This is a genomic window from Halobacterium sp. BOL4-2, from assembly GCF_016917835.2.
GTDB classification, from domain to species: domain Archaea; phylum Halobacteriota; class Halobacteria; order Halobacteriales; family Halobacteriaceae; genus Halobacterium; species Halobacterium salinarum.
Window position 1 is genome coordinate 70810 of record NZ_CP070332.2, and the last position, 22548, is coordinate 93357.

Annotated in this window: 25 protein-coding genes and 2 tRNA genes; 14 read left to right on the forward strand and 13 right to left on the reverse strand. The window is 63.3% G+C overall.

Features of this window, described 5'->3' with window-relative positions; genetic code table 11:
- Nucleotide 1: 1 nt before the first annotated feature.
- Together JRZ79_RS13490 and JRZ79_RS13495 are read left to right on the forward strand one after the other, a co-directional pair.
- The gene (locus tag JRZ79_RS13490) at nucleotides 2-1009 is read left to right on the forward strand and encodes a type II glyceraldehyde-3-phosphate dehydrogenase (protein ID WP_010902020.1); all 1008 of its coding nucleotides are present in this window, start codon (nucleotides 2-4) and stop codon (nucleotides 1007-1009) included.
- Between the two features lie 80 nt (nucleotides 1010-1089).
- Nucleotides 1090-1476, forward strand: coding sequence for an Hsp20/alpha crystallin family protein (locus tag JRZ79_RS13495; protein WP_010902021.1), 387 nt, complete (start codon nucleotides 1090-1092; stop codon nucleotides 1474-1476).
- A 5-nt stretch (nucleotides 1477-1481) separates the two neighbouring features.
- Here JRZ79_RS13495 and JRZ79_RS13500 read toward each other — a convergent pair whose 3' ends face one another.
- The 6 genes from JRZ79_RS13500 to JRZ79_RS13525 all read right to left on the reverse strand — a co-directional run bounded on the left by JRZ79_RS13500 (nucleotide 1482) and on the right by JRZ79_RS13525 (nucleotide 5742).
- Complete coding sequence (locus JRZ79_RS13500; protein ID WP_010902022.1) at nucleotides 1482-2339, reverse strand: RimK family alpha-L-glutamate ligase; 858 nt, start codon at nucleotides 2337-2339, stop codon at nucleotides 1482-1484.
- Nucleotides 2340-2434: 95 nt separating this feature from the next.
- Complete coding sequence (locus JRZ79_RS13505; RefSeq protein WP_010902023.1) at nucleotides 2435-2965, reverse strand: 50S ribosomal protein L16; 531 nt, start codon at nucleotides 2963-2965, stop codon at nucleotides 2435-2437.
- A 201-nt stretch (nucleotides 2966-3166) separates the two neighbouring features.
- On the reverse strand, nucleotides 3167-3361 hold the full coding sequence (locus JRZ79_RS13510) for a cold-shock protein (RefSeq protein WP_012289092.1): 195 nt from the start codon (nucleotides 3359-3361) through the stop codon (nucleotides 3167-3169).
- Nucleotides 3362-3476: 115 nt separating this feature from the next.
- Nucleotides 3477-4133: an HAD family hydrolase gene (locus tag JRZ79_RS13515; RefSeq protein WP_010902025.1), complete on the reverse strand. Its 657-nt coding sequence runs from the start codon at nucleotides 4131-4133 to the stop codon at nucleotides 3477-3479.
- A gap of 56 nt (nucleotides 4134-4189) precedes the next feature.
- Nucleotides 4190-5161 (reverse strand): C-terminal binding protein, encoded by a 972-nt coding sequence (locus JRZ79_RS13520; protein ID WP_010902026.1) that lies wholly within the window; start codon nucleotides 5159-5161, stop codon nucleotides 4190-4192.
- 122 nt (nucleotides 5162-5283) lie between these two features.
- Complete coding sequence (locus tag JRZ79_RS13525; RefSeq protein ID WP_231546326.1) at nucleotides 5284-5742, reverse strand: hypothetical protein; 459 nt, start codon at nucleotides 5740-5742, stop codon at nucleotides 5284-5286.
- 475 nt (nucleotides 5743-6217) lie between these two features.
- Here JRZ79_RS13525 and JRZ79_RS13530 point away from each other — a divergent pair, with 475 nt between their 5' ends.
- The 4 genes from JRZ79_RS13530 to JRZ79_RS13545 all read left to right on the forward strand — a co-directional run bounded on the left by JRZ79_RS13530 (nucleotide 6218) and on the right by JRZ79_RS13545 (nucleotide 12909).
- Nucleotides 6218-7717, forward strand: coding sequence for a class I SAM-dependent DNA methyltransferase (locus JRZ79_RS13530; RefSeq protein ID WP_010902028.1), 1500 nt, complete (start codon nucleotides 6218-6220; stop codon nucleotides 7715-7717).
- Entirely contained in the window at nucleotides 7710-9137 is a 1428-nt protein-coding gene (locus JRZ79_RS13535; protein WP_010902029.1) for a restriction endonuclease subunit S, read from the forward strand. The genes JRZ79_RS13530 and JRZ79_RS13535 overlap by 8 nt, the downstream gene beginning before the upstream one ends.
- Nucleotides 9138-9215: 78 nt before the next feature.
- Nucleotides 9216-12191, forward strand: coding sequence for a type I restriction endonuclease subunit R (locus tag JRZ79_RS13540; protein ID WP_173362407.1), 2976 nt, complete (start codon nucleotides 9216-9218; stop codon nucleotides 12189-12191).
- Nucleotides 12184-12909: a SprT family zinc-dependent metalloprotease gene (locus JRZ79_RS13545; protein WP_010902031.1), complete on the forward strand. Its 726-nt coding sequence runs from the start codon at nucleotides 12184-12186 to the stop codon at nucleotides 12907-12909. The genes JRZ79_RS13540 and JRZ79_RS13545 overlap by 8 nt, the downstream gene beginning before the upstream one ends.
- 867 nt (nucleotides 12910-13776) lie before the next feature.
- Here the strand turns inward: JRZ79_RS13545 and JRZ79_RS13550 are convergent.
- Nucleotides 13777-13850 (reverse strand) — tRNA-Phe (locus tag JRZ79_RS13550).
- A gap of 307 nt (nucleotides 13851-14157) precedes the next feature.
- On the opposite strand from JRZ79_RS13550, the gene JRZ79_RS13555 reads away from it, so the two are divergent.
- From JRZ79_RS13555 to JRZ79_RS13570, 4 genes are all read left to right on the forward strand, one after another.
- Nucleotides 14158-14526: a type IV pilin N-terminal domain-containing protein gene (locus JRZ79_RS13555; protein ID WP_012289095.1), complete on the forward strand. Its 369-nt coding sequence runs from the start codon at nucleotides 14158-14160 to the stop codon at nucleotides 14524-14526.
- Between the two features lie 64 nt (nucleotides 14527-14590).
- Entirely contained in the window at nucleotides 14591-15268 is a 678-nt protein-coding gene (locus JRZ79_RS13560) for a helix-turn-helix domain-containing protein (protein WP_010902033.1), read from the forward strand.
- Between the two features lie 104 nt (nucleotides 15269-15372).
- Nucleotides 15373-16155 carry an SDR family oxidoreductase gene (locus JRZ79_RS13565; RefSeq protein WP_010902034.1) on the forward strand — a complete coding sequence of 261 codons (783 nt, stop codon included), beginning with the start codon at nucleotides 15373-15375 and terminating at the stop codon, nucleotides 16153-16155.
- Between the two features lie 70 nt (nucleotides 16156-16225).
- Complete coding sequence (locus JRZ79_RS13570; protein WP_049892473.1) at nucleotides 16226-16486, forward strand: hypothetical protein; 261 nt, start codon at nucleotides 16226-16228, stop codon at nucleotides 16484-16486.
- 157 nt (nucleotides 16487-16643) lie between these two features.
- On the opposite strand, the gene JRZ79_RS13575 is transcribed toward JRZ79_RS13570, so the two are convergent.
- Nucleotides 16644-17393: a hypothetical protein gene (locus tag JRZ79_RS13575; protein WP_227970902.1), complete on the reverse strand. Its 750-nt coding sequence runs from the start codon at nucleotides 17391-17393 to the stop codon at nucleotides 16644-16646.
- A gap of 189 nt (nucleotides 17394-17582) precedes the next feature.
- Between JRZ79_RS13575 and JRZ79_RS13580 the strand changes: the two genes are divergently transcribed.
- Complete coding sequence (locus JRZ79_RS13580) at nucleotides 17583-17771, forward strand: hypothetical protein (protein WP_049892474.1); 189 nt, start codon at nucleotides 17583-17585, stop codon at nucleotides 17769-17771.
- 15 nt (nucleotides 17772-17786) lie between these two features.
- Here JRZ79_RS13580 and JRZ79_RS13585 read toward each other — a convergent pair whose 3' ends face one another.
- From JRZ79_RS13585 to JRZ79_RS13600, 5 genes are all read right to left on the reverse strand, one after another.
- A complete protein-coding gene (locus JRZ79_RS13585; RefSeq protein ID WP_010902036.1) occupies nucleotides 17787-18062 on the reverse strand; it encodes a hypothetical protein in 276 nt (91 codons plus the stop codon).
- The gene (locus JRZ79_RS13590) at nucleotides 18062-18445 is read right to left on the reverse strand and encodes a hypothetical protein (protein ID WP_010902037.1); all 384 of its coding nucleotides are present in this window, start codon (nucleotides 18443-18445) and stop codon (nucleotides 18062-18064) included. The genes JRZ79_RS13585 and JRZ79_RS13590 overlap by 1 nt, the downstream gene beginning before the upstream one ends.
- 170 nt (nucleotides 18446-18615) lie before the next feature.
- Complete coding sequence (locus JRZ79_RS13595; RefSeq protein ID WP_010902038.1) at nucleotides 18616-18774, reverse strand: hypothetical protein; 159 nt, start codon at nucleotides 18772-18774, stop codon at nucleotides 18616-18618.
- Nucleotides 18774-18899: a hypothetical protein gene (locus JRZ79_RS26120; protein WP_010902039.1), complete on the reverse strand. Its 126-nt coding sequence runs from the start codon at nucleotides 18897-18899 to the stop codon at nucleotides 18774-18776. Before JRZ79_RS26120 ends, JRZ79_RS13595 begins: the two co-directional genes overlap by 1 nt.
- 211 nt (nucleotides 18900-19110) lie before the next feature.
- Nucleotides 19111-19184 (reverse strand) — tRNA-Val (locus JRZ79_RS13600).
- Between the two features lie 82 nt (nucleotides 19185-19266).
- On the opposite strand from JRZ79_RS13600, the gene JRZ79_RS13605 reads away from it, so the two are divergent.
- The 3 genes from JRZ79_RS13605 (at nucleotide 19267) to JRZ79_RS13615 (ending at nucleotide 22544) form a co-directional block, all read left to right on the forward strand.
- Complete coding sequence (locus JRZ79_RS13605) at nucleotides 19267-19758, forward strand: DUF192 domain-containing protein (protein ID WP_010902040.1); 492 nt, start codon at nucleotides 19267-19269, stop codon at nucleotides 19756-19758.
- A 67-nt stretch (nucleotides 19759-19825) separates the two neighbouring features.
- On the forward strand, nucleotides 19826-21754 hold the full coding sequence (locus JRZ79_RS13610; RefSeq protein WP_010902041.1) for an ABC transporter ATP-binding protein: 1929 nt from the start codon (nucleotides 19826-19828) through the stop codon (nucleotides 21752-21754).
- Between the two features lie 46 nt (nucleotides 21755-21800).
- Nucleotides 21801-22544, forward strand: coding sequence for a creatininase family protein (locus JRZ79_RS13615; protein WP_136361072.1), 744 nt, complete (start codon nucleotides 21801-21803; stop codon nucleotides 22542-22544).
- The last annotated feature ends 4 nt before the right edge of the window (nucleotides 22545-22548 follow it).

Sequence of the window (22548 nt, forward strand, 5' to 3'; positions counted from 1 at the left end):
TATGATCCGCGTTGGCATCAACGGCTACGGCACCATCGGGAAGCGCGTCGCGGACGCCGTCGCCGCCCAGCCCGACATGACCGTCGCCGGCGTCGCGAAAACCAGCCCCAACTTCGAAGCCACACAGGCCCGCAAACGCGGCTTCGACCTCTACACCGCCGTCGAGGACCGCGCCGACCAGTTCCCCGCAGCCGGTATCGAGACCGCCGGCCCCGTCGACGACCTCATCGCCGACAGCGATGTCGTCGTCGACGCCACGCCGTCCGGCGTCGGCGCGGAAAACCGCAGCCGCTACGCGGCCCACGACACCCCCGCCATCTACCAGGGCGGCGAGGACGCCAGCGTCGCCGACGTCTCGTTCAACGCCCGCGCGAACTTCGAGGCGGCCGCCGACGCCGACCACGTGCGCGTCGTCTCCTGTAACACCACGGGCCTCTCCCGCCTGCTCGCGCCGCTGCGCGAACAGTACGGCATCGAGAAGGTGCGCGCCACGCTCGTGCGCCGCGGCGGCGACCCCGGCCAGACCGACCGCGGCCCCATCAACGACATCCTCCCCGACCCCATCACCATCCCCAGCCACCACGGCCCGGACGTCAACACGATCTTCCCGGATCTCGACATCGACACCCTCGGGATGAAAGTGCCGGCGACGCTGATGCATATGCACAGCATCAACGTCACCCTGGAACGCGACCCCGACGCCGCCGACGTCCGGGACGTGCTCGCCGGCCAATCCCGCATCATGCTGCTCGATGACGACCTCGGCATCGACGGCACCGGCCCGCTCAAGGAGTACGCCCAGGACATGGGCCGCCCCCGGGGCGACCTCTGGGAGAACTGCCTGTGGGGGGAGTCGGTCACCATGGACGGCCGGGACTTCTACTGCTTCCAGGCCATCCACCAGGAATCCGACGTCGTTCCCGAGAACGTCGACGCCGTCCGCGCCATCGCCGGCGACGCCGACGCCGCCGAATCCATCGCCACCACCAACGACGCCCTCGGCATCTGAGGCGCTCCCACGGCGGCGCTGGCTGTGCACACAGTGACACAGCCCGAACCCTTTTCCACAGTCCACACTTACCTCGGGCCATGAGACGCGACGACCGGGATGACCCGTTTGATGACATTTTCCGGGAGATTGAACGCATGATGGAGGACATGATGGCCGACGGCCAGCGCCTCGACCGCGGCGACCAGTCCGGGTTCGCCTCCAGCACCCACGTCGACGTTCACGAAACCGAGGACGCGATCCGCGTCATCGCCGACCTCCCGGGCGTCGAGAAAGACGACATCTCCATCCAATGCGACGGCACGTCGGTCACCGTCAGCGCCCAATCCGGCCACCGCGAATACGACGAACGCGTTGACCTCCCGGGGCGCGTCGACGCCCACTCCGGGGCCGCCACGTACAACAACGGCATCCTCGAAGTCGCGTTCGACCGCACGGAGTCCTCCACGAACATCGACGTCCAGTAACGCCGTCACGCCCGCCCGTCCCCGGCGGTCCGCCGAACCAACGCCGCCAGCCGATCGTAGAACTCAGCCTCGTACTTCGCGGTGTCGTCGATCGTCGGCCGCGCGTTCGTCTCCACGACCACCGCGCGCTCGTCGGTCGCCAGCACGTCCACGCCGAGCAACGACACGTCGAGCGCGGCGGCCGCGTCGACCGCCAGCGCGCGCAGCCGATCCGGCAGTGACACGCCCGCCGCGGTCGCGCCCTGGTGGACGTTGTGCTTCCAGCCCGCGCTGTCCCGCCGCACCGCGCCGACCACCCGGCCGTCGAGCACCATCACGCGGTAATCGGTGGCGTCGGGAACGAACGCCTGGATCAGATAGGACTTGTCGCCGGTCGCCCGGTAGTCGTGGACCAGCTCCAGGTAGTCAGTCACCCCACCCAACGAATCCGGGTCCGAGACCTTCGTCACCCCGACGCCCCGCGTGGCCGAGTTCGGCTTCACCACCACCGGCGGCTCCAACGCCTCGAACACGCCTCTGACCGCGTCCTCGTCGGCCGGGTTCGACACGTAGACGGTTTCAGGCACCGGCACGCCGGCGTCCGACAGCAGCGCCAGCGCCCCCGCCTTGTTCCGCGACCGCAACACGGCCTCGCGGCCGTTCACCCACGGCACGTCGATGAACGCGTCCACGACACCGCCCTCCATCAGCCGGCCCGGATAGACGAACCCCGCGTCGAAGCGATCCGCGTCAACCGGCGGCGCGTCGAGACGCGTCACCGAACCGGTGACCGTGACGTGTTCGGCGCGAACCCCGCGCTCGGCAAGTGGCTCCTGCATCCGCGCGAACGTCTCGGCGTCGTTGGCGACCGCCAGCCCCAGCATACGCCAGGCAGTCGGCGGTCCACGGGAAAAAAGGCGTGGCTCCACGGGTGACAGCAAGCCGGACCGAGAACCCGGCGTCTCGGGGTCGCGCTTCGCTACCGGACGAGCAGCGTCTCGCCGCGCTCGACGTTGATCTTGCACGGCGGCGTGATCTTGTTGTACGCGCGCCGGAACGCCTCCTTGACGGCGGCAGCCTGTTCGACCTCACAGTAGGCCGTGAACAGCTGATCGCCGGGCTGGATGCGGGCGGCAGTGCCCACCGGGACGCCGAACGCCTGGCGCATCCCGTCGGAGACACGGTCGGCACCCGCGCCGGTCGCCTGCTTGTTCTCCCGAATGATCTGGTGGGGGAACTTGCGCAGCTGCATCTTGTAGTTGCCCTCACCGAGCTCCTTGATGAGGTGGCGGTTCGCTGACAGCCGCGCGGCCTCCAGGGAGCCATGACGGAGCTGGCACTCTTCCTGGGGAACAAGGCTGATCTGTACGGGATAGTCGTCGGCGTCGGCCTGCAGGTCGCCCATCTTGTGCTGGGCGATCTTCGAACCGGGGATGCCGGTGACGTAGTCCCGCCGCGTGTACGACGGCTTGTCGATCTTCCGGTACATGGAAGCCGGCTTCTCGGACATAGGTACTACCCGTGGCTCAGGGTCAGCGCGCGAATAAAGGCTTCGAAGCGTCGCCGAGCACGCCCGCTGCAGGCAGCCGGCGCTCCTCGACGTGCCATCGCGCAGAAAACCGGCGCGTGGGCCGTGAGGCCACACCCGTCCGTTGTACTCCGTCGGTGGAGTACGCCACTCTGGAAACGATTCGTCTATACGGAATCCCGATTACAGACGGGTGAGGTTCGTTGCGCGCGGGCCTTTGTCGGCCTGCTCGATGTCGAACTCGACTTCCTGACCTTCCTCCAGGTCAGGACCGCCGACGTCCTCCATGTGGAAGAAAACGTCCTCGTCCGCGTCCTCAGTCTCGATGAAACCGTAGCCGCCAGTGTCGTTGAAGAAGTCAACTTCGCCTGTCGCCATTGCAACTGTACTGTGACGCCTCGCACTCATAACGCTTGTGGCCTGGCGGGACGCCCTCTCGCACCGCGTCCCGCGGCTGTTGGGCCCGCATCCGCCGCGATTCCGGGTGCACGCGCTACTCGCAGATGTCGTGCAGATCGCTGAGGCAGTCGATGTCCCAGGTCGGCCACGCGTTCAACTCCCAGCTCTCCCGGTGGGGGCGTCGAATGAACGCCGAGTCGATGCCCGCGTTCTCCGCGGCCCGAATGTCGCTTTCGTTGTCCCCGACGAACAACGCGGTGTCGGCGTCCAGGTCCGCGAGCGCGCGGTCGATGTAATGGCTGTTGGGCTTCCGGCGCTCCAGGCTCTGAATCGTCGGCTCGCGCCCGTACGCAGCGCCAAAGAGGTCCCGAACGCCGAAATGATCGAGCACGAAATCCACCGTTGCCTGCTGGTTCGACGACACGATCCCCATGTTCACGTTGAGGTCATGGAGGGTGTCGAGGTCGTCGTACAGCGTCTTGCGGCCCTCCCGGACTTCGTCGCGCTGGGCCTCCGTGAGCGCCCGGTCGCGCTCCGGCCAGAAGTCCTTCGGGGAGATCCCGTACCGGCTGCAGACGTCGCCGACTGTCTTCGGGGTCGCGCCGATCGTCATCGCTTCGACATCCTCGGGGTCTGGGTCGTCCACGTTGAACCGCCTGAACGTCTCCTCGGTGGCCCGCTCCAGCACGTCGTACCGGGTGCGGCCAACGAGAACCCCGTCGTTGTCGAACACGACGGTGTCGTAGGTCATGGTGGCAGTTGCGGCGTCAGACTCATAAGGGTTTCATCACCGCCACCCGCGCCGACTCACGCCACCCGCGTTCGCTCGGGCACCCCATCGCCGTCAGCCACCGCCGCCACCGTCCCCGCCAGCGACGCCACCAGTGACTCCGCCGCCGCCTCCGAATACCACCCGCAGTGCGGCGTCACGAGCACGTCACTGCGACCCACCAACGGCGACTCGACGGGCGGCTCCGTCGGCAACACGTCCAGCGCCGCCGCCGACACGGGGCCGTCCTCAAGCGCCCCTGCCAGGGCCGCGTCGTCCACGACGGCCCCGCGGCCGACGTTCACCACGACGGCACCCTCGGGGAGTCGGTTGCACGCCGCCTCGTCGACGAGCCCCCGCGTCTCCTCGGTCAACGGCGCAAACACCACCAGGACGTCCGACTGCGCGCAGACCGCCTCGAACTCCGCCATCGCCACGCCGTGGCGCTCGGCGGTCGCCGCGTCCACGTACGGGTCGTAGGCGATCACCGACTCCGCCACCGTCGTCGCTGTGTCCGCCACCCCGCGAGCGATCTCCCCGAACCCGACGAACCCCACTGTCGCGTCCGCCAGCCGCAGCGGAGCCGGCGCGTCGTTCCACGCCCACCCGCCGCGGCGCGTCTGCCGGTCGTACTCGTGGAGCCGGCGGGCAGCCCCGAACACCAGCGACAGCGCGTGCTCGCCGACCTCCCGGGTGCAGTACGACGGCGCGTTCGCCACTGCGACGCCGTGGTCGGCGGCCGCCGCACAGTCGATCGCGTCCACGCCGACGCCCGCCCGCACGATCGCGGCCACGTCGCCGTCGATCTCCGCGATGGTCTCCGCCGGCACCGGTGTCTCGGGACCGCCGACGACCGCGTCAGCCCCGGTGTCGTCGACCGCAGCCACGAGCCCCTCACCCGTCTCCACCCGCCGGTGCTCGAACGCCACGTCCCGGGTCGCCCGGTCGGCCACCGCGTCCGGGAGCGCTCCCAACATCCCCATTCCGTCGCTTACCAGTACGGTGAACATGCGATACGCACGCTTCGCAGCGCCCCAGTGAATGCCTTTTCCCGGACACCATCCCCTGGGAATTTGGTACTGGGACTACACTGTGTCGCCGCGTCCCGGCTTCGGGTCCGCCCGCCGCGATCCTACGTCCGCGTCCCCGCTCCCGTTTCCGACGGCGCGTGCGTGCGTCGGCGCGGCACGGCCGGCGGCACGTCGTCGTCGGTCAGCGTCGTCCAGTCGAACGCCGGCACCAGCACGTCGAACGTGTCCTCGACGGTCACCGCACCGACCCCCACCGTCTCAGCGCTGTCCGGCCGGTACTCGTGGGCGTCGGCGACCGCCAGCCGTGGCGAGCGCCTCACACCCAACAGGCCCGGTGGGTGGTAGGTCACGGCCGACTGTGTCGCCACGTACAACGCGTGGCGGTCGTACGCGACCACCACACAGCCGTCATCGATGCCGTCGGCTGTCCGCACCGCCGCGTACACCACGTCACGATCCCAGCCCGGCACGCCCGCCACGTCACCCGGCTCGGTGACGTAGTAGCTGTGCCTGGCCGACGGTGCGAACACGTCCCGTCTCGATCGCGGGCCGACACGCATACCCGACCCTACCACCCGCGCCGCCATACGCCCACCGGCGGCTACGACCGCCCAGCCGTGCGACGGCGGCTCCCAACGGTCGTGTTCGTTGCGAGTCGTGATCCAGCGCACGCAATCGACGCGACGTGGAGCCGGGTTCCAACTGGGGACGGTGATCCCGCCCTCGACTCTCACTTGAGCGGTGAGGAACTGCCGCCTCCCGGCGTTCAACTGGTGGTCTACATGCCTATATGACAACCCCACAGGTAGATGACGCAGAACGTGGCCCGGGGTCTTACCAACCTCCAGGATCGCATCGACGAGTCCGAAGAGCTGTCTCAGTCCGACCGAGAGGCACTGCACGCTTTCGACGCTTGGGACCTGCACCTCGACAGTCGCTCGTCGAGGACCCCCAGCGAAACGTGAGTCCTCTCAGCCAACCACCTGCCCTATCCTAACCGCTGGAAATAAGACCACGACAGCGTATGCGTACTCTATGTCTCTGACGCTGGACGAGTTGGACTCTCATCTTTTCAAGTGCGCCGACATCATCCGTGACGCCGTCGACCCAACTGACTACAAGGAATACATCCTGCCGCTCGTGTTCTACAAGGCCATCTCCGACGAGTACGAGCAGGAACGCGAGGAGATCGTCGAGGAGTACGGCGAGGACTTCGCCGACAACGCGAACCTCTACGACGTGCCGATCGTCCCCGAGGGCCACCGCTGGAACGACCTGCGACAGGAAAGCGAGAACGTCGACGAGGCGATCAACAACGCTTTCACCGAGTTCACGCAGGCAAACCCCGACCTCTCGGGGATCTTCAACGCGAACTTCATGGAAGCCGGCGGGCTGACCGACGACCGCCTCATCAAACTCGTCGAGCACCTCTCGACCTACGACCTCGACCGCGACAGCGTGCCGCCGGACATGCTCGGCGAGGCGTACATGGATCTGGTCCGCCACTTCGCGGAGGAAGAGGGCAAGTCCGGCGGGCAGTTCTTCACGCCGCCCCACATCGTCCAGCTCTGTGTCCGCCTCGTCGACGACTTCGCCGACGGGATGACCTTCCACGACCCCACCGTCGGCTCCGGCGGAATGCTGACCGAGGCGGCGAAGTACTACCGCGAAGCGCAGGGCGGCGACCCGTCGAAACTCACCTTCACCGGCCAGGAGATCAACCCCGACATCGCCGCTATCGCGCGGATGAATCTCTCGCTGCACACACTCAACGGCGAGATCGAGCGCGGCGACTCGCTGGCGTCGCCGGGCTTCACCGACGGCGACGACCTGGAGCGCTTCGACCGCGTGCTCGCCAATTTCCCCTTCTCCGCCGACTGGGCGAAGGACGACCTGCAGGACGACCAGTATGGCCGCTTCGACTGGCACACCAAACTCCCGCGCGCCGACCGGGGCGACTACGCCTTCATCATGCACATCGCCGAGCAACTGAAAGAGCCCGACTGCGGCGACGAGTCGGGCGGCAAGGCCGCCATCGTCATCCCCCACGGTGTCCTCTTCCGCAAGCACGAACAGCGCTATCGCCAGCCCATGCTGGAAAACGACCTCGTGGAGGCCATCGTCGGCCTGCCCGAGAACCTCTTCCAGAACAACAGCATTCCGTCGGCGATCCTCGTGCTGAACACCGACAAGCCCGCCGACCGCGAGGGCGAAGTGCAGTTCATCCACGCCGCCGACGAGGCCTTCTACGAGGAGCTTTCGAACCAGAACGAACTCACCGACGACGGACTGGACCACATCGTCGAGAACTTCGACGACTGGACGACCGAGGAGCGCGTCAGTCGGACGGTCGGCATCGAGGAGATCGAGGAGAACGACTTCAATCTCAACATCGCGCTCTATGTGGATACGACGGAGCCAGAGGAAGACATCGACGTGAACGAGGAGCTTGCGGAACTGCGGGAGTTACAGGCTGAGCGCGAGGAGATTGAAAGTCGGATGACCGAGCACATGGAGGCGCTGCAGTATGAGTGAGCAGGACGCGACGCTAGACGAATTTGTAGAGGAGGGTGAAAGCGAATCCACAGACTCGGCAAATATTGATCCCAATACCTTAGATCAGGAGCAGTTTGGCCCGTTTACTCTTTCCACTCCTGGTGAGTGGACAGCTAAGCGCTTGGGAGACATCAAGCAACTCATCACGAGGGGCAAACAGCCGACCTATGACGACGATGGAGTTCCTGTTATCAACCAAGAGTGTATTTACTGGGATGGTTGGCATTTCGAGAACCTCCGGTACCTTGAGGAAGACGTTGCGGAGGGATGGAAAGAGAAGTATTTCCCAGAAAGTGGAGACGTTATCGTCAACTCTACCGGCCAAGGAACTCTCGGGCGCGCCCAGGTGTATCCTGGCGACCAACGGCGAGCGATTGACTCACACGTAACGCTTCTTAGGACCGATGAACAACTGTGTCCCCACTTCCACAGGTACTTTTTTGAGAGTCATCTAGGCCAGGCCCTGCTCTACTCTATGTGTGTAAACGGTTCCACTGGACAAATTGAACTCTCAAAGACCCGTCTAGATCTCCTTCCGACACCCTTGCCACCACTCGAAGAACAGCGCAAAATCGCCAGCGTGCTCTACAACGTTGATCAGGCGATTCAGAAGACAGAGGCCGTTATTGAGAAGATTGAACGTTTGAAGCAGGGTTTACTTGACGATCTGTTTACTAAGGGCTTGAGCGAATCGAATAGTTTGCGTCCGTCTCCTGAAGACCACCCTGGCTTATATAAGAAGGAAAGGCGGCAAACGATCCCATCAGAGTGGAATGTTGAGAGTCTTCAAAACCTTTGCGTAGAGAACATCACATACGGGATTGTTCAACCAGGCCCTCACGTCGAAGATGGCGTTCCATATATTAACACGGAAGACATGACCGACGGAGATATCCCGACTGAGGGTCTGAGTCGAACATCTCCAGAGATTGCTGAAAAGTATAGTCGCTCTCAAATCCATGCGGAAGAACTCGTCGTTACAATCCGTGCAACAATTGGTGCAGTTGATCAAGTACCACCAGAACTTGAAGGCGCAAATTTGACTCGGGGGACTGCCCGAGTTGTCCCTGGTGATAAAGTAGATAATACTTTCCTGCTTTGGGCGATTCGGTCAAATAACTTCCAGTCAGAGTTAGATGCCAGGGTGAAGGGAACAACCTTCGACGAGATAAATCTCGACCAGCTGGGTAAAATACCGGTGCCCCACCCAGATATTGATGAACAAGATCGTATCGTAGATGAGCTATCTACTATCGAAGAGAGGATGGAAAACGAAGAGTCGTATCTTGAACAACTCAAGCGCCTCAAACAGGGCCTGATGCAAGACCTGCTTTCGGGCGAAGTCAGGACCACCGATGTAGACATTCCAGTCCTCGACGCCGTCGCACAACACGGGTAACACGCCCCACCCGATTCTGAATCTGCATCGTCATTTGGCACCGACAGAAACATGCCGGTACACACACCTGACAGAGCCATGAGCAGCCTTCCGTCGGAGCAGGGCGTCGAGACGTCGCTGTTGTCGTGGCTGGACGGGCTGGGCTGGGAGACCCACGGCCTCGACGGCAGTCAAGGCGCGAGCGTCCTCGACGAACGCTACAGTCGCTCCACCGCTGACGTGATCTACTGGGACTTGCTGGCCGAGCAAGCCATCGCGCTCAACGACGCCGTGACCGAGGACAACGTCGACCGCCTCGTCTCCTCGCTCAAGCTCGACCTCGACACGGACGACCTGCTGGCCGGCAATCGGGAGTTCTACGCAATCCTCACGAAGGGCAAGCAGTTCCAGATCGACGGCGAGGACGGGACCGAGTACGTCTACGTCGATCTGATCGACTTCGCGGACATCGAGCGCAATCGCTTCCACGCGGTCAATCAGTTCTCAGTCTCGCGGGGCACTACCATCCGCCCGGACGTGAACCTCTTCGTCAACGGGATTCCCCTCGTGACGATGGAACTCAAGAGCCTCGCGCAGGACAACGACTACTACGACGCCATCAGCGACCTGCACAACTACGAGGAGACCGTGCCGCGGCTGTTCGTCCCCGGCCTGTTCAACGTCGCCGCCGATACGACCGCGCTGCGCTACGGGGCCGTCGGCGCGCCCACGCAGTTCTACATGAAGTGGGCCGACGCACCCGAACAGTACGAGTCCGACAACGAGATGCGCCAGGCCGTCCAAGCGCTGTGCAACCCCGCGACGCTGCTGGACATCTGCAAGCGCTTCGTGTTCTACGACCAGCGGGCCGGCGGCGACGCCAAGATCGTCCCGCGGTACATGCAGTACTACGCCGTAACGAGGCTCCTCGATCGCGTCCGAGAGGGCGAGCCACATCCCGATCCCGACGAACGGGGACACCTCGACCGCGGCCTCGTCTGGCACACCCAGGGGTCAGGGAAGTCCTTCACGATGCTGTACGCCGCCGAGAATCTGCTCTCACAGGACATCCTCGACACGCCGCAGGTGTTCCTCATCGTCGACACGGACAAGCTCGCCAGCCAGATGCGGGACACCCTCTCGAATATCGGCTTCGAGCAGTCCGTCGTCGCCGAGAGCATCGACCACCTGCAGGAACTGATCGAGCAGGGCCGCAGCGAAGTGGTGCTCACGACCATCCAGAAGTTCCAGGACGTGGAGCCGAACACGCAGGGCAACGACGAGGTGGTAGTGATGTCCGACGAGGCCCACCGCTTCATGGAGAAAGACCTCGGCAGCCGACTCGACGCCGCGCTGCCGGGCTGCTTCCACTTTGGCTTTACCGGGACGCCGGTCAGGGAGGGCGACGAAAAGAGCGACCGCAACACCTTCGACGAGTTCTCCCCCGAGGGCGAGGAGTACCTGCACCGCTACTCCGTCAAGGAAGGCATCGAGGACGGCCTGATCCTGCCGGTCTACTTCCGACTACGCCACCAGATGGAATGGAACGTCGACGAGGCGGGCCTCGACGAGGAGTTCGAACAGCAGTTCGCCGGCCTCACGACCGAGGAGAAACGGGAGTTCATCCGTGAGTCCGTCACCAGCCGCGAACTCGCTGAACTCGAACCACGCGTCGAGACCGTCGTCGACGAGATCGACACCCACTTCGACGGTGTCGACAAGAACGGCTGGAAGGGGATGGTCGTCACCCCGAGCCGCAAGTCCGCCGCGATGTACGGCGAGCGCCTGATGGAACGCCGCAGCGAGGACGAGATCGAAGTGCTGTACACCGCCACCAGCGACGACAGCGACCTCATCCAGCAGTTCCACACCGAGAACGAGGAGCGCGACCAGATTGTCAAACAGTTCAACGACGAGGACGAGCCGAAACTGCTGGTGGTCCACAACATGCTACTCACCGGCTTCGACGCGCCCAACCTGAAGACGATGTATCTCGACCGGAACCTCAAGAACCACAACCTCATGCAGGCCATCGCCCGGACGAACCGGGTGGCTGAGGGCAAGGAGAACGGCGAGATCGTCGACTTCCAGGGCGTTTTCGAGAACATCGACGACGCGCTCGACTACGACCCAGAGACACAGGAGTACGCCGCCCGCGACCGGGAGGAACTCTTCGCCGAACTCGAAACACAGCTCGACTTCGTCCTCGATATCTTCGAGGACATCCCGATGGACGACTCACAGGAGGCGATCGACCAGTGCCTCGCGAGAGTGAGCACCCACCCAGAGAAACGCAAGTTCAAGCAGGGGTTCCGCCGGCTGCAGAACCTCTATGAATCGGTCTCGCCTGACGGTCGCCTCGCTCAGGCGGGCATTCAGGACGACTACAAGTGGCTCGCTCGGGTGTACACCGCCTTCCAGCGTCACCACAACCGCAAAGACCGTCCCGAAGACGCGATGCGAGAGAAGACCCGCGATATCATCGAAGAGCACGTCGACGTTGGCGAGATCAAGCGGGACTTCCCGGTGTACGAACTCGGACAGGGGCACCTCGAAGCGATCGAGGACATGGACCCGGCGACGGCCGCCACGAACGTCGCCCACGCCACCCGCGAGCACCTGCAGCCAAAGACCGGACAGAACCCCAAGTACAAGCGCCTCAGCGAGCGCGTCAATGACATCGTCGAAGAATGGGAGCAGGGTGACCGCAGTGATCCCGAAGCCGTCGAGGCACTCACAGAAGTCGAAGAGGAAGTCCTCACGGTCGAAGCCCAGGCCGGCGATCAGGCGAAGGCACAGGCCGAGTTCGCGATCTACACCCATCTCACCGAGGAGACGCCCGCTGCTGTCGACTCTGAGGACGAAGCGCAGGCCATCGCCGCCGACATCGTCGACGAGTTTGAGGAACGCATCGATCGGGGCTATCCAGGTTGGGAGGCCAACGAGACCACAGTCCAGACGCTCGAAGTGGTGCTGCTGGACGCACTCCTCAAGGACCACGACAGGCCGGCACTGGCGAAAGACGACGCCTTCCTGGACGCCGTCCGGGGCTATCTCGTCGAGAACTATGTCTAAGACCACACAGAGCCGTGAGACCACACTCGCGGGCCACCCTGTCGAGTACGAGGTTCGCCGGAGTGAGGACGCGACAGAACCCCGTATCGATATCGACATCCGTGGCGTGACGGTCGTTCTCCCCGCAGAATCGGAGGAATCCCCCGAAGCACTTCTCAGCGAGAATCTGAACTGGGTACTGGAAACGAAGCGTACGTACGAACGGCACCGAGAGCGGGCACCTGAGCGGCGCTTCGAGCCTGGCGCGGCATTCCCCTACCTCGGCGACGACCACGAGATCGTCGTCGAGCCACGACCGGCCCACGGCGTCGGTGACGGCGAGATCCGACTCCGACAGAGCACCGTCGACCAGTCGTCTCTCAAGCGCGTCCTCGAAAACTTCTACCGATCCCGAGCACGGGAGCATCTGACTGACCGCACCGACGCGCTCGCCGACTCGATGAACCACACGTACGACCGGATCGAGCTACGGAATCAGCGGACTCGCTGGGGGAGCTGCTCTACCAACGGCGTGCTGAGCTTCAACTGGCGGCTCGTCATGGCCCCACCGGATGTGATAGACTACGTCGTCGTTCACGAGCTGGCGCACCTTCGGGAGTCCGGCCACAACGACCGGTTCTGGCGGCTTGTCGAGATGGAGATTCCCGAGTATCGGGAGCTATCTGACTGGCTTGACACCAACAGCGTCGACCTGATCTTTTCGAAAGACGACCTCTGATCGGTCGGTGCTACCCATCTTTCTTGTTGCTCGCTGGGAGCCGATTAATACCGACCAGCGACGACCAGCGCTCAAGCACTCCTTTCAACTACTGCTAGTACTGCTTGTTTTGCGCCGCTTGAGCGCTTCTCTTCCCTTGTCTCGCTGCTCTTTCGATCCCGGTGCTACTGAGAAGCAAGGAAGATTGCTTCTACCACCCGATTCTCAACGCCCGCTCAAGTAAAGATTTGCGTTGCTTGAGACTACTCTACTGCTTGATCTTGTTTGATCCAGTAGAAGCACTCGCTTAAGAATCCTTTTGCACATGTTGCTGTGGCGGTCTGAATCCGATATACGCGAGTCTCGACCCCTCAAACTCTTGATTAACTACTTCGGCTGTCGGTGCATTCAGGTATGGCTCCACAGCGGAGAACGGCAACCACTCACCGACGTCCACCACCACGCGCGGATTCATCCGCTCGCGCACTAGCAACGTCTGGGTGTATGACCGTGGGAGCACAGGGCCGCTTCAACGGCCCATACGGGTGCGTCACGAAAGCCGGAACAAGCAGTAGAACCTCTGAAACCCTCTTTCTAGGTCTATTGGCTTATTAGGATACAGCATTTCAAATCTACTCGAAGTGGCAGAAGACGCCGGGAGCGAGTAATTCTCGGTTCAAATCTAAAGCCGTGATAAGGCTACAAACCGCCGTAAGGCGTTGCCGTCCGGTGAATCGAAATCGAGTAGAATCGGGATGCCGTCTCCCGGATTTGAACCTCGCCGAGACGTGCTCGCTTCGCTGCGCGCGACTCGTCCGGTTCAAATCGCGGTCGGCGTCGTTTCTTCGACGGACCGCTCGCTACGCTCGCGGTTGCGTTCTCAGAATATGCCGCCTCCCGGATTTGAACCAGGGACAGCTCGATCTTCAGTCGAGTGCTCTCCCAGTCTGAGCTAAGGCGGCTCGTGTCCGTACTGATGCCGGGTGCAGAAAAAAGGGTTTCGAATCGCGGCGCTGTCACTCCTGCGGAGCCGCCGTATTTTGGTCGGCCTACACTTTCCCCCGGTACTTTTGTTCACCGTCCGCCGACGTGCCGTCCGGCTAGTTTGTCGTTCCCACACGTCATAGCGGGTATCGTCGGGGTCTACCCGTCAGGTGGGTTTAAGTACGTCCGGTATGTAGCCGTCCGTAGCCACACGCAGCGACCAGCGTGACGCGAACCCTCCGGGGGAGATCGTTCCAGCGGTGGTTGGCGTGGCAGGGTTCACAAATGACAGACCTCAGCCTCTTCGACACGGACGCGGACGAACGCGCTGTGTCGCCGGTCATCGGCGTGATTCTGATGGTAGCTATCACCGTGATCCTCGCGGCGGTCATCGCGACCGCAGTGCTTGGATTCGGTGACGGAAACCTCCAGAGCAACGCGCAAGCCGGCGTCACAGTCGAACAAAACGCAACAGACACCTACGATGTCACCCTCACCAAACTCGGTGACAACACCGAAGGCATCTACTGCAGCGACCAAGGGTACGACGAGAACGTCACCTCGGTAGGCAACCGACTCACTGACTGCGACGAGAACGCCAGTGTTGTTGCCTACACCAGTGGGAACGACACGCAAGTCGTCCGGACGCTGTAGGACGGCGACCACAGTCCGGCCTGGGGCCGGCTCGTTTATCCGACGTGAATCCTGAGACAGCCCCATGGCTATCGTCGCTGAGATCCTGCTTGCAGATCCCGACCTGCCACTGGTCAGCGTCGCGGACGCGATCCCCAGCGGGGAACTCTCGATCTCGAACTCCGTCCCGCTCGACGACGGGCGGCTGCTGTTCACGATCCGTGTCGCCGCTGACTCACAGGCGGCCTTCGAGGACGAGGCGCGCGCGCACCCACAGGTCGCCAGCGTCTCCGAGATCGGCGCGACCGCCGACGGCTGGTTCTATCGGATCATCGTCGCCGACACCACGGGCCTGGTTGCTTCCCACGATCCGGCAGAGTTCGAAGGGGTCGCCTTGGAGGCCACCGTGACCGCCGACGGCATCCACGAACAGAAGGTGTTCTCGGACTACGACGCGCTGGCCACGCTCCGCGACCGGTGTGCGGTCAACGACATCCCGTTCGAGCTGGTGGCCATCGCATCCGACCCCGAACACCCCGGCGAGCGCGACCAGTTCGGTCTCACGGACAAACAGTATCGCGCCATCCGGACGGCGTTCGCCCGTGGATACTACGACTCGCCGCGGCAATGCTCGACCCGCGAGCTCGCCGCCGAGCTGGGTGTGTCGGCCGCCGCGGCGTCGGACCTGTTGCGCCGCGCGGAACGCCAGCTCATCGGCGAAACCGTCGGCCCCGAGCACGCCCGACCGATGCATGCTCCGTGACGTGCACGCCACTGCTGGCCTGCCCACCGCACACACCACCTGTATATAAATCCCCGTACTGGTAAACACAGCACGCTCGTGGTTGCACCACGTACGACGACGTGATGGAAGCCGACTCAGACCCAACAGACGCGCAGTCCGCACACGACCACGAACTCGCCGGTGACGTCGCAATCGTCACGGGCGCGTCCTCGGGCATCGGCGAGGCCACCGCCGAAGCACTCGCCGCGGAGGGCGCCCACGTCGTCCTCGCAGCCCGCCGCGCCGACGAACTGGCGGCGCTCGCCGACCGCATCGAGGACACCGACGGTGACGCGCTCGTCGTCCCCACGGACATCACCGACGACGACGCCATCGACGACCTCGTTTCGGAGACCGTCGACGAGTACGGCCGCATCGACATCCTCGTCAACAACGCCGGCGTCATGCTGCTCGAACCGCTGGAGCGGGCCGACCGCTCGAACCTCCGCCAGATGGTGGAAGTCAACCTGCTCGGGCTCATGAACCTCACCCACGCCGTCGTCCCGATCATGCAAGACCAGGACGCCGGCCACGTCGTCAACGTCTCCTCGGTCGCCGGCCGGCAGGCCGACGCCGACTCCAGCGGCTACAACGCCACCAAGTTCGGCGTGAACGCGTTCACCGACGCGATCCGCCAGGAGCTCACCAGCCAGGACATCCGCACCACCATCATCGAACCGGGGGCTGTCGACACCGAACTCTCCACGCACGTGCCCGACGAGCAAGTCCTCGAACGCTTCGCGGAGATGGACCTGCCCATGCTGCACCCCGATGACATCGCGCGCGGCATCGTCTACGCGACGAGCCAGCCACAGCGCGTGGACGTCAACGAACTCCTGATCCGCCCGACCGGCCAGGAACTGTAGGCCGCCATCCCCGCCGTATCGCTATCGAACACCCATCCATGTGGGCTTTCCCGGCAGAGGGTGAGAGTCGATGAGTCGAGACCTCTCCCTCCGAGACCGCTTCAACTACATTTTCAACACCCGAGAGGGCATCCGCTCCGAGCGAACGGGCTTTGTCGAGCGAATGATTAAGCAGTCACTTGACGAAGACGTGACGCCCGATATGTGGGGTGAAGTAGACCACACCGATCCACCTGGAATTATCCTATACACCGAAGAAGGGCGCAACCCCCTCCTGACAGCACATGAGTACGAGTCACCCGACCTCAGAGACGAGGATAAGAGCGCATGAATGCCCCTCACGAAGACATCGAAGCCGCCCTCTTCTCCGGGCCTCACATTTAGATCATCGCTTGGCTGGCTCAAATCGTATACTACACCGAGTACTCGGTCGCCGATATTGTCAGCGAGGTTGAGAACGATGTGCAGCGTCTAAGACGCTGAATCGCTCAGTATCCTATCCACTCAACCTTCTTGTTTGACGATTCAGAATGAACCCAGTAGCCATCCTCTGGTTCCTCGTAATCCGCAATACCCGCCTTCTTTAGACCGAACGTGATTCCCGCAATCCTCCTTCGGGATAGTCCGGTCGCCATTGCGAGTTCTTCCTGAGTGGCAACCCCCATCTTCTGAAGTTCCTTCTTCACCGCTTCGGTCTCCCGAATACCACTCCCTTGCTCGCTAAGCTCGTCAGACACATCCTCTATGGCACTGGTAACATCCTCCAATTCTTTCCGAATTTCCCTCTGTTCGTCCTTCATCACAAACTCCCCTCCCGAACGGGCTTCTACCATTCTCACTACGTCAATCGTCTCGCTTTCTTCAATCTCGTTCCCCAACCCATCTTCGCAAGTCCACTCAAAGTAGAGTATGCCGTCTGTCCCTTCCAATTCGGATAAGATTCCGTCATGGGTTGTTGGAGAATTCACTCCCTCACCGAACGGTAGTGGGAATTCGTGACGTTGCCCCGGGTTGACCAACGGAATCGCCCAATCCACCTCTTGTCCAAGATGTTCGAACCCCCATTTCGCCTCAACATCGTGCGCAGCGCCCTTCCCTGTGTTCTCGATGTAGAAGCGGTTGTGAAGTCCGAGCTTTAATTCGACAGTTCCCTTCAGAACTGGTTTGAACTCAGCTTTCCGTGACTCCGCCATCTCCTCCGTGTGAGCCTTTGTTTCTCGATAGTAGAGGAAGGTCACCAAGACCAGCACTCCCGAAAACACCACTGAAGCTACGGAGGTCGCCAATTGCGCCTGTGATGCTGAAATTTCCATACTTGCTTCCGTGGCCGTATGGGGAAAAACACCCCGACCAGATTACACCTTGTTCACTGGCGACCACCCGCTTACAGGTCGTCTGCAGAAACCATAGAATGGGACGAAGTTACAGTGCGTGACATCATCAAATTCGGCGGCATCGACTATAGCGTTACAAACGTCTATACCGCAGAGATGCAGCCTGAGACGGCCAAAATCCAAGCAGAGTCCGAGAACGGGCATATCTGGCTGACTGTCGATGCGGACGGAGATGTCCACATCTTCGACTCGCCCTTTGCGTGGCGACCAAACGACAACTGACTGACCTGAGTCAATTCAGACGGGCGTGTCGGACGCCTCGACTCCCTCTTCATCCACGAGCGGCACCCACTGTGCTGGGGCGGCGGTGATGGTGCCCTCCAGTCCTTCGACGGTGGCGGTCTCGTCGAACACGGCCCGCACCCTCGAATCCGCTAAGGCGACGTGGCGGCACACCTCCTCAGGGATGTCGCAGTTGCACGCCGCCCCCTCCAACCTCACCTCTCCCTCTGAGACATCGTGCGTCAACCGAACGTCGAAGATGTCAACCGTCACCGTCCACGAGTCCTCCATCACTCCTCACCTCCGCCCTCGACTGCCTCCCAGCCCTCCCTCACCGTCTGCAGGTCGGCTTCGAGGCGGTCGATGTGCTTGCGCAGTTGAGTCTCAGTCAGCTTTGCCAATCGCGGGGACGACACGTGGGCGGGCACAGTCGGCGGGCCCTCCGCCCCCTGCTGGGACTTCCTCACCGCCAGCACCTCTCTCGCCGCTCTCAACTTTGCCTCCACCGCAGCCTCCGGGTCGTCCCCGCGGGCGACGGCTTGGGTGTCGGCGATGTCCACACGCATGGTCGTCTGGTCGTCTCCTGGCATCATTCGATACGACACACCCTCTCTTATTCTCGCCTGGACATTATACGGCGACTTCACCCCGGGAACAAACCTTTCGACGGTCATTCGAGGGGTTCGTGCATGGAGCCATCAAAGTACCAATACGAACACTACGTCACCTGTGAGGACGAAGACGACCCGCGGTGGCACCGCTGCACCCTCTGCAACAGCAAAATCTACGTCTCGGACTCTAAACCGCTGGATTCGCACCGTCGCGAGTAGGACTGTCCCTGCCGCTAGTCGGTGCTGATGGCGACGATGTCCTCCATCAGGGGCGAGTTTACCGAGTGGTCTGGCTTGACCTTGAGCGCCGTCCAGACCGTCTCCACGCCATCAGTGGTTGCCACCAGCGCCTCCATCGTGTCCTGATACGGACTGTACGTCGTGCATCGCATCAGGTCCTGTGCGTGACGTAGCTCTTGGAGGGGTTGTGGACGTGTTCTTCGGCCTCGTCGACGAGTTTGTCGTCGTCTGCGAACTGTGCGTCGAAGTCGATTTCGCCTGGGTTGTCGTTACCCATAGTACGGCCCACGAGAAATCCCCTATTTATCTCTTGTGAGGGTGTACTTAAGCAAAGTCCAGTCACTAAGTGGCGTGCGCACGACTCTACACCCAACCGCAAGATGGCGAGGAGGGGTGTTTACCTGGTGGTTGGAATCGCGGTTCCAAGTCCACCTCAGAACACCCGAATCCTCACGCTTTCAGGCGAATCTAGACCACCAGAACGTGAGTGGGTTCGGGCGGATTCGAACCACCGACCTCGGCCTTGTAAAGGCCGCGTCATGACCGACTAGACCACGAACCCGTACCCGTATCGTGCCGTTCGGTCGCAAAAACGGTTTCCTTTCGCCGCAACGACCAAAGCCGCCGCTGGCGTACACGTCGGCATGAGGTGGACCGTCCTCGTTGTCGCTGCGTTCGTCGTCGGTGCCGGCTGTGGTGGGCCGCCGATGGCCGCCCAGGATCCCCCATCGACCCCGGAGTCCGGAGATGCGCCGATGGTCACCGTCGTCGACGCGGACACGGGTGTCGAACACGGCAGCGTCGCGGTCGCGGTCGCAGCGACGCGCGGCGAGCGCTACACCGGGCTCAGCACTCGGGAGTCGCTGTCGGCCGACGAGGGGATGTTGTTCGTGCACGAGCGGGCCGGCAGCCGCGCGTACGTGATGCGGTCGATGGCGTTCCCGATCGACATCATCTACGTGGGGGCCGACCGCAACATCACGAGCATCCATCACGCGACGGTCCCCGACGGCGACGGGCCGTTGACCCGCTACGAGGGGCACGGCAAGTGGGTGCTTGAGGTGTCGCTCAACTGGACGGCCGCGCACAACGTCTCGGTTGGGGATCGGGTGCGGATCCCTGCGGCCGGCGAGTAACCAATCAACCGGCGTGTTTCGATTCGTAGGAAACGCTTTTGCCGGGGGCTCACGTTCGGTCAGGAACATGAGTACTGCACCGGACAACGAGGGTGACGACGATCCCTTCGAGGAGCAGCGCGCGGACGTCGACAACGCCATGGTGCAGTTGTTCGACGAGTACGGGCGCGATCACAGCTTTCAGGCAGTTGTCGCCGTTCTGGCGTCGGTGTTTGCGCGCGTGTTGGATCTCGCGCCGCCCGTGTTGCTCGGGTTGGCCATCGACTCCGTCATCCAGGGGAACAAGGCGTTTCTGCCGTTCCTCCCGCAGTCGGTCGTGCCTAGCAGCAAGCCCGACCGGCTGTTGTTCATGGGGGGACTGATCGCGGGGTCGTTCCTGTTGGGGGCGGCGTTCCACTGGATCCGCAACTGGGGGTTCAACTCGTTCAGCCAGCACATCCAGCACCGCGTTCGGACCGACACCTACGACAAGATGCAGCGCCTGAACATGGATTTCTTCGCCACCAAGCAGACCGGCGAGATGATGTCCATCCTCTCGAACGACGTGAACCGCCTGGAGCGATTCCTCAACGACGGCTTGAACTCGGCGTTCCGGCTGTCCGTGATGGTGCTGGCGATCGGCGTCTACCTCTTCGTCGTGAACTGGCAACTCGCCGTTCTCACGATGTTGCCGGTGCCCATCATCGCGCTGTTCACCTACCGGTTCGTGAACGCCATCCAGCCGAAGTACGCCGACGTGCGGTCGTCAGTCGGGCATCTGAACTCCCGACTGGAGAACAACCTCGGCGGGATCCAAGTGATCAAGACGTCGAACACCGAGCGCTACGAGTCGGACCGCGTTGACGACGTTTCACAGGGGTATTTCGACGCCAACTGGGGGGCGATCACCATCCGCATCAAGTTCTTCCCGGCGCTGCGCATCATCTCCGGCGTGGGGTTCGTGTTGACGTTCGTGATCGGCGGCATCTGGGTCGCCACCGGCCCGCCGATGTTCTTCTCCGGAACGCTCGACCCCGGGGAGTTCGTGACGTTCATCCTGCTCAGCCAGCAGTTCATCTGGCCGATGGCGCAGTTCGGCCAGATCATCAACATGTACCAGCGGGCGCGCGCGTCCAGCGAGCGCATCTTCGGGCTGATGAACGAGCCCTCCCGCATCGAGGAGAACCCGGACGCCGACGAGCTCGTCGTTGACGACGGCGGCGTCGTCTACGACGACGTGCGCTTCGGCTACGACGACGACGACGCCATCGTCGAGCACATCGACTTCCAGGTTGACGGCGGGGACACGCTGGCGCTCGTTGGCCCGACGGGCGCGGGGAAATCCACGGTATTGAAGCTCCTGTTGCGGATGTACGACGTCGATGCGGGCGCGGTCCGTGTCGATGGCCAGGACATCTCCGGGGTGACGCTGCCCAGCCTGCGCCGGCACGTCGGCTACGTCAGCCAGGACACGTTCCTGTTCTACGGCACCGTCGAGGAGAACATCACGTACGGCACCTTCGACGCCGACCGCGAGGCCGTCGTGGACGCCGCGAAGGCCGCGGAAGCCCACGAGTTCATCCAGAACCTCCCGGACGGCTACGACACCGAGGTCGGGGAGCGCGGCGTGAAGCTCTCGGGGGGGCAGCGCCAGCGCATCGACATCGCGCGGGCCATCCTCAAAGACCCCGAGATCCTCGTGCTCGACGAGGCCACCAGCGACGTGGACACGGAGACGGAGATGCTCATCCAGCGCAGCCTCGACCGCCTCACGGAGGACCGCACGACGTTCTCGATCGCCCACCGGCTGTCCACGATCAAGGACGCCGACCAGATCGTCGTCCTGGAGGACGGCGAGATCGTCGAGCGCGGAACCCACGCCGACCTGCTCGGCGACGAGGGGTTGTACGCGAACCTCTGGGGGGTGCAGGCCGGCGAGATCGACGAGCTGCCCGACGAGTTCATCGAGCGCGCGGCCAAACGCCAGGCGACCGTCGACGACCAGGACGACGACTAGCCGGTGGATGGCAGCCTACAAGCGCCGGGGGCGCGTGCCGTCGCGTATGCGGCTCGCAGACGCAACCTGGACGGACGCCGACGGCGTCGACACGGATCTCGCGGTGCTGCCCGTCGGCAGCACGGAACAGCACGGCCCACACGCGCCGCTGGGCACCGATCACATCACCGCTCACGCGGTCGCGGCGGCCGGCGCGGACGCCTACTCGGACGGCGAGGTGATCGTTGCGCCGCCGATCACCGTCGGGGTGTCGGCGGAACACCGCCAGTTCACAGGGACGCTGTGGGTGGCCCCGGACACGTTCCGCGCCACCGTCCGTGACGTGGTGGGGAGCCTCGCGAGCCACGGCTGGGATCGCGTCGTCGTGGTCAACGGGCACGGCGGCAACACCGCCGCGCTGGGCGAAGTCTGTGCCACGATCACGCGCCAGGACGACGCGTACGCGGTGCCGTTCACGTGGTTCGACGCCGTCGGCGACCACAGCAGCGACATGGGCCACGCCGGCCCCCTGGAGACGGCGTTTCTCAGGCACACCGACCCCGAGTTGATCCGCGAGGACCGCGTCCAGGCGGCCGCCGAGGACGGCGCCGACGCCTGGGGGGAGTGGGTGTCACACGCCAACCTCGCCGCCGACGCCGCGGCGTTCACCGACAACGGCGTTGTCGGCGACCCCCGTGCGGGCGACGCGGATCGCGGGGCGGCGCTGCTGGACGCCGCGACCGAGTCGCTGTGTGCCCTGCTCGCCGCCGTCGCGGACCGCGACACGACGGCTCCACTGCCACACCGATAACCGG

What these genes read in the sequence shown, in the direction of transcription:
- JRZ79_RS13490 (WP_010902020.1), top strand. Translation starts at nt 2, where the DNA reads ATGATCCGCGTTGGCATCAACGGCTACGGCACCATCGGGAAGCGCGTC.
- JRZ79_RS13495 (WP_010902021.1), top strand. Translation starts at nt 1,090, where the DNA reads ATGAGACGCGACGACCGGGATGACCCGTTTGATGACATTTTCCGGGAG.
- JRZ79_RS13500 (WP_010902022.1), bottom strand. Translation starts at nt 2,339, where the DNA reads ATGCTGGGGCTGGCGGTCGCCAACGACGCCGAGACGTTCGCGCGGATG.
- JRZ79_RS13505 (WP_010902023.1), bottom strand. Translation starts at nt 2,965, where the DNA reads ATGTCCGAGAAGCCGGCTTCCATGTACCGGAAGATCGACAAGCCGTCG.
- JRZ79_RS13510 (WP_012289092.1), bottom strand. Translation starts at nt 3,361, where the DNA reads ATGGCGACAGGCGAAGTTGACTTCTTCAACGACACTGGCGGCTACGGT.
- JRZ79_RS13515 (WP_010902025.1), bottom strand. Translation starts at nt 4,133, where the DNA reads ATGACCTACGACACCGTCGTGTTCGACAACGACGGGGTTCTCGTTGGC.
- JRZ79_RS13520 (WP_010902026.1), bottom strand. Translation starts at nt 5,161, where the DNA reads ATGTTCACCGTACTGGTAAGCGACGGAATGGGGATGTTGGGAGCGCTC.
- JRZ79_RS13525 (WP_231546326.1), bottom strand. Translation starts at nt 5,742, where the DNA reads ATGCGTGTCGGCCCGCGATCGAGACGGGACGTGTTCGCACCGTCGGCC.
- JRZ79_RS13530 (WP_010902028.1), top strand. Translation starts at nt 6,218, where the DNA reads ATGTCTCTGACGCTGGACGAGTTGGACTCTCATCTTTTCAAGTGCGCC.
- JRZ79_RS13535 (WP_010902029.1), top strand. Translation starts at nt 7,710, where the DNA reads ATGAGTGAGCAGGACGCGACGCTAGACGAATTTGTAGAGGAGGGTGAA.
- JRZ79_RS13540 (WP_173362407.1), top strand. Translation starts at nt 9,216, where the DNA reads ATGAGCAGCCTTCCGTCGGAGCAGGGCGTCGAGACGTCGCTGTTGTCG.
- JRZ79_RS13545 (WP_010902031.1), top strand. Translation starts at nt 12,184, where the DNA reads ATGTCTAAGACCACACAGAGCCGTGAGACCACACTCGCGGGCCACCCT.
- JRZ79_RS13555 (WP_012289095.1), top strand. Translation starts at nt 14,158, where the DNA reads ATGACAGACCTCAGCCTCTTCGACACGGACGCGGACGAACGCGCTGTG.
- JRZ79_RS13560 (WP_010902033.1), top strand. Translation starts at nt 14,591, where the DNA reads ATGGCTATCGTCGCTGAGATCCTGCTTGCAGATCCCGACCTGCCACTG.
- JRZ79_RS13565 (WP_010902034.1), top strand. Translation starts at nt 15,373, where the DNA reads ATGGAAGCCGACTCAGACCCAACAGACGCGCAGTCCGCACACGACCAC.
- JRZ79_RS13570 (WP_049892473.1), top strand. Translation starts at nt 16,226, where the DNA reads ATGAGTCGAGACCTCTCCCTCCGAGACCGCTTCAACTACATTTTCAAC.
- JRZ79_RS13585 (WP_010902036.1), bottom strand. Translation starts at nt 18,062, where the DNA reads ATGGAGGACTCGTGGACGGTGACGGTTGACATCTTCGACGTTCGGTTG.
- JRZ79_RS13590 (WP_010902037.1), bottom strand. Translation starts at nt 18,445, where the DNA reads ATGACCGTCGAAAGGTTTGTTCCCGGGGTGAAGTCGCCGTATAATGTC.
- JRZ79_RS13595 (WP_010902038.1), bottom strand. Translation starts at nt 18,774, where the DNA reads ATGCGATGCACGACGTACAGTCCGTATCAGGACACGATGGAGGCGCTG.
- JRZ79_RS26120 (WP_010902039.1), bottom strand. Translation starts at nt 18,899, where the DNA reads ATGGGTAACGACAACCCAGGCGAAATCGACTTCGACGCACAGTTCGCA.
- JRZ79_RS13605 (WP_010902040.1), top strand. Translation starts at nt 19,267, where the DNA reads ATGAGGTGGACCGTCCTCGTTGTCGCTGCGTTCGTCGTCGGTGCCGGC.
- JRZ79_RS13610 (WP_010902041.1), top strand. Translation starts at nt 19,826, where the DNA reads ATGAGTACTGCACCGGACAACGAGGGTGACGACGATCCCTTCGAGGAG.
- JRZ79_RS13615 (WP_136361072.1), top strand. Translation starts at nt 21,801, where the DNA reads ATGCGGCTCGCAGACGCAACCTGGACGGACGCCGACGGCGTCGACACG.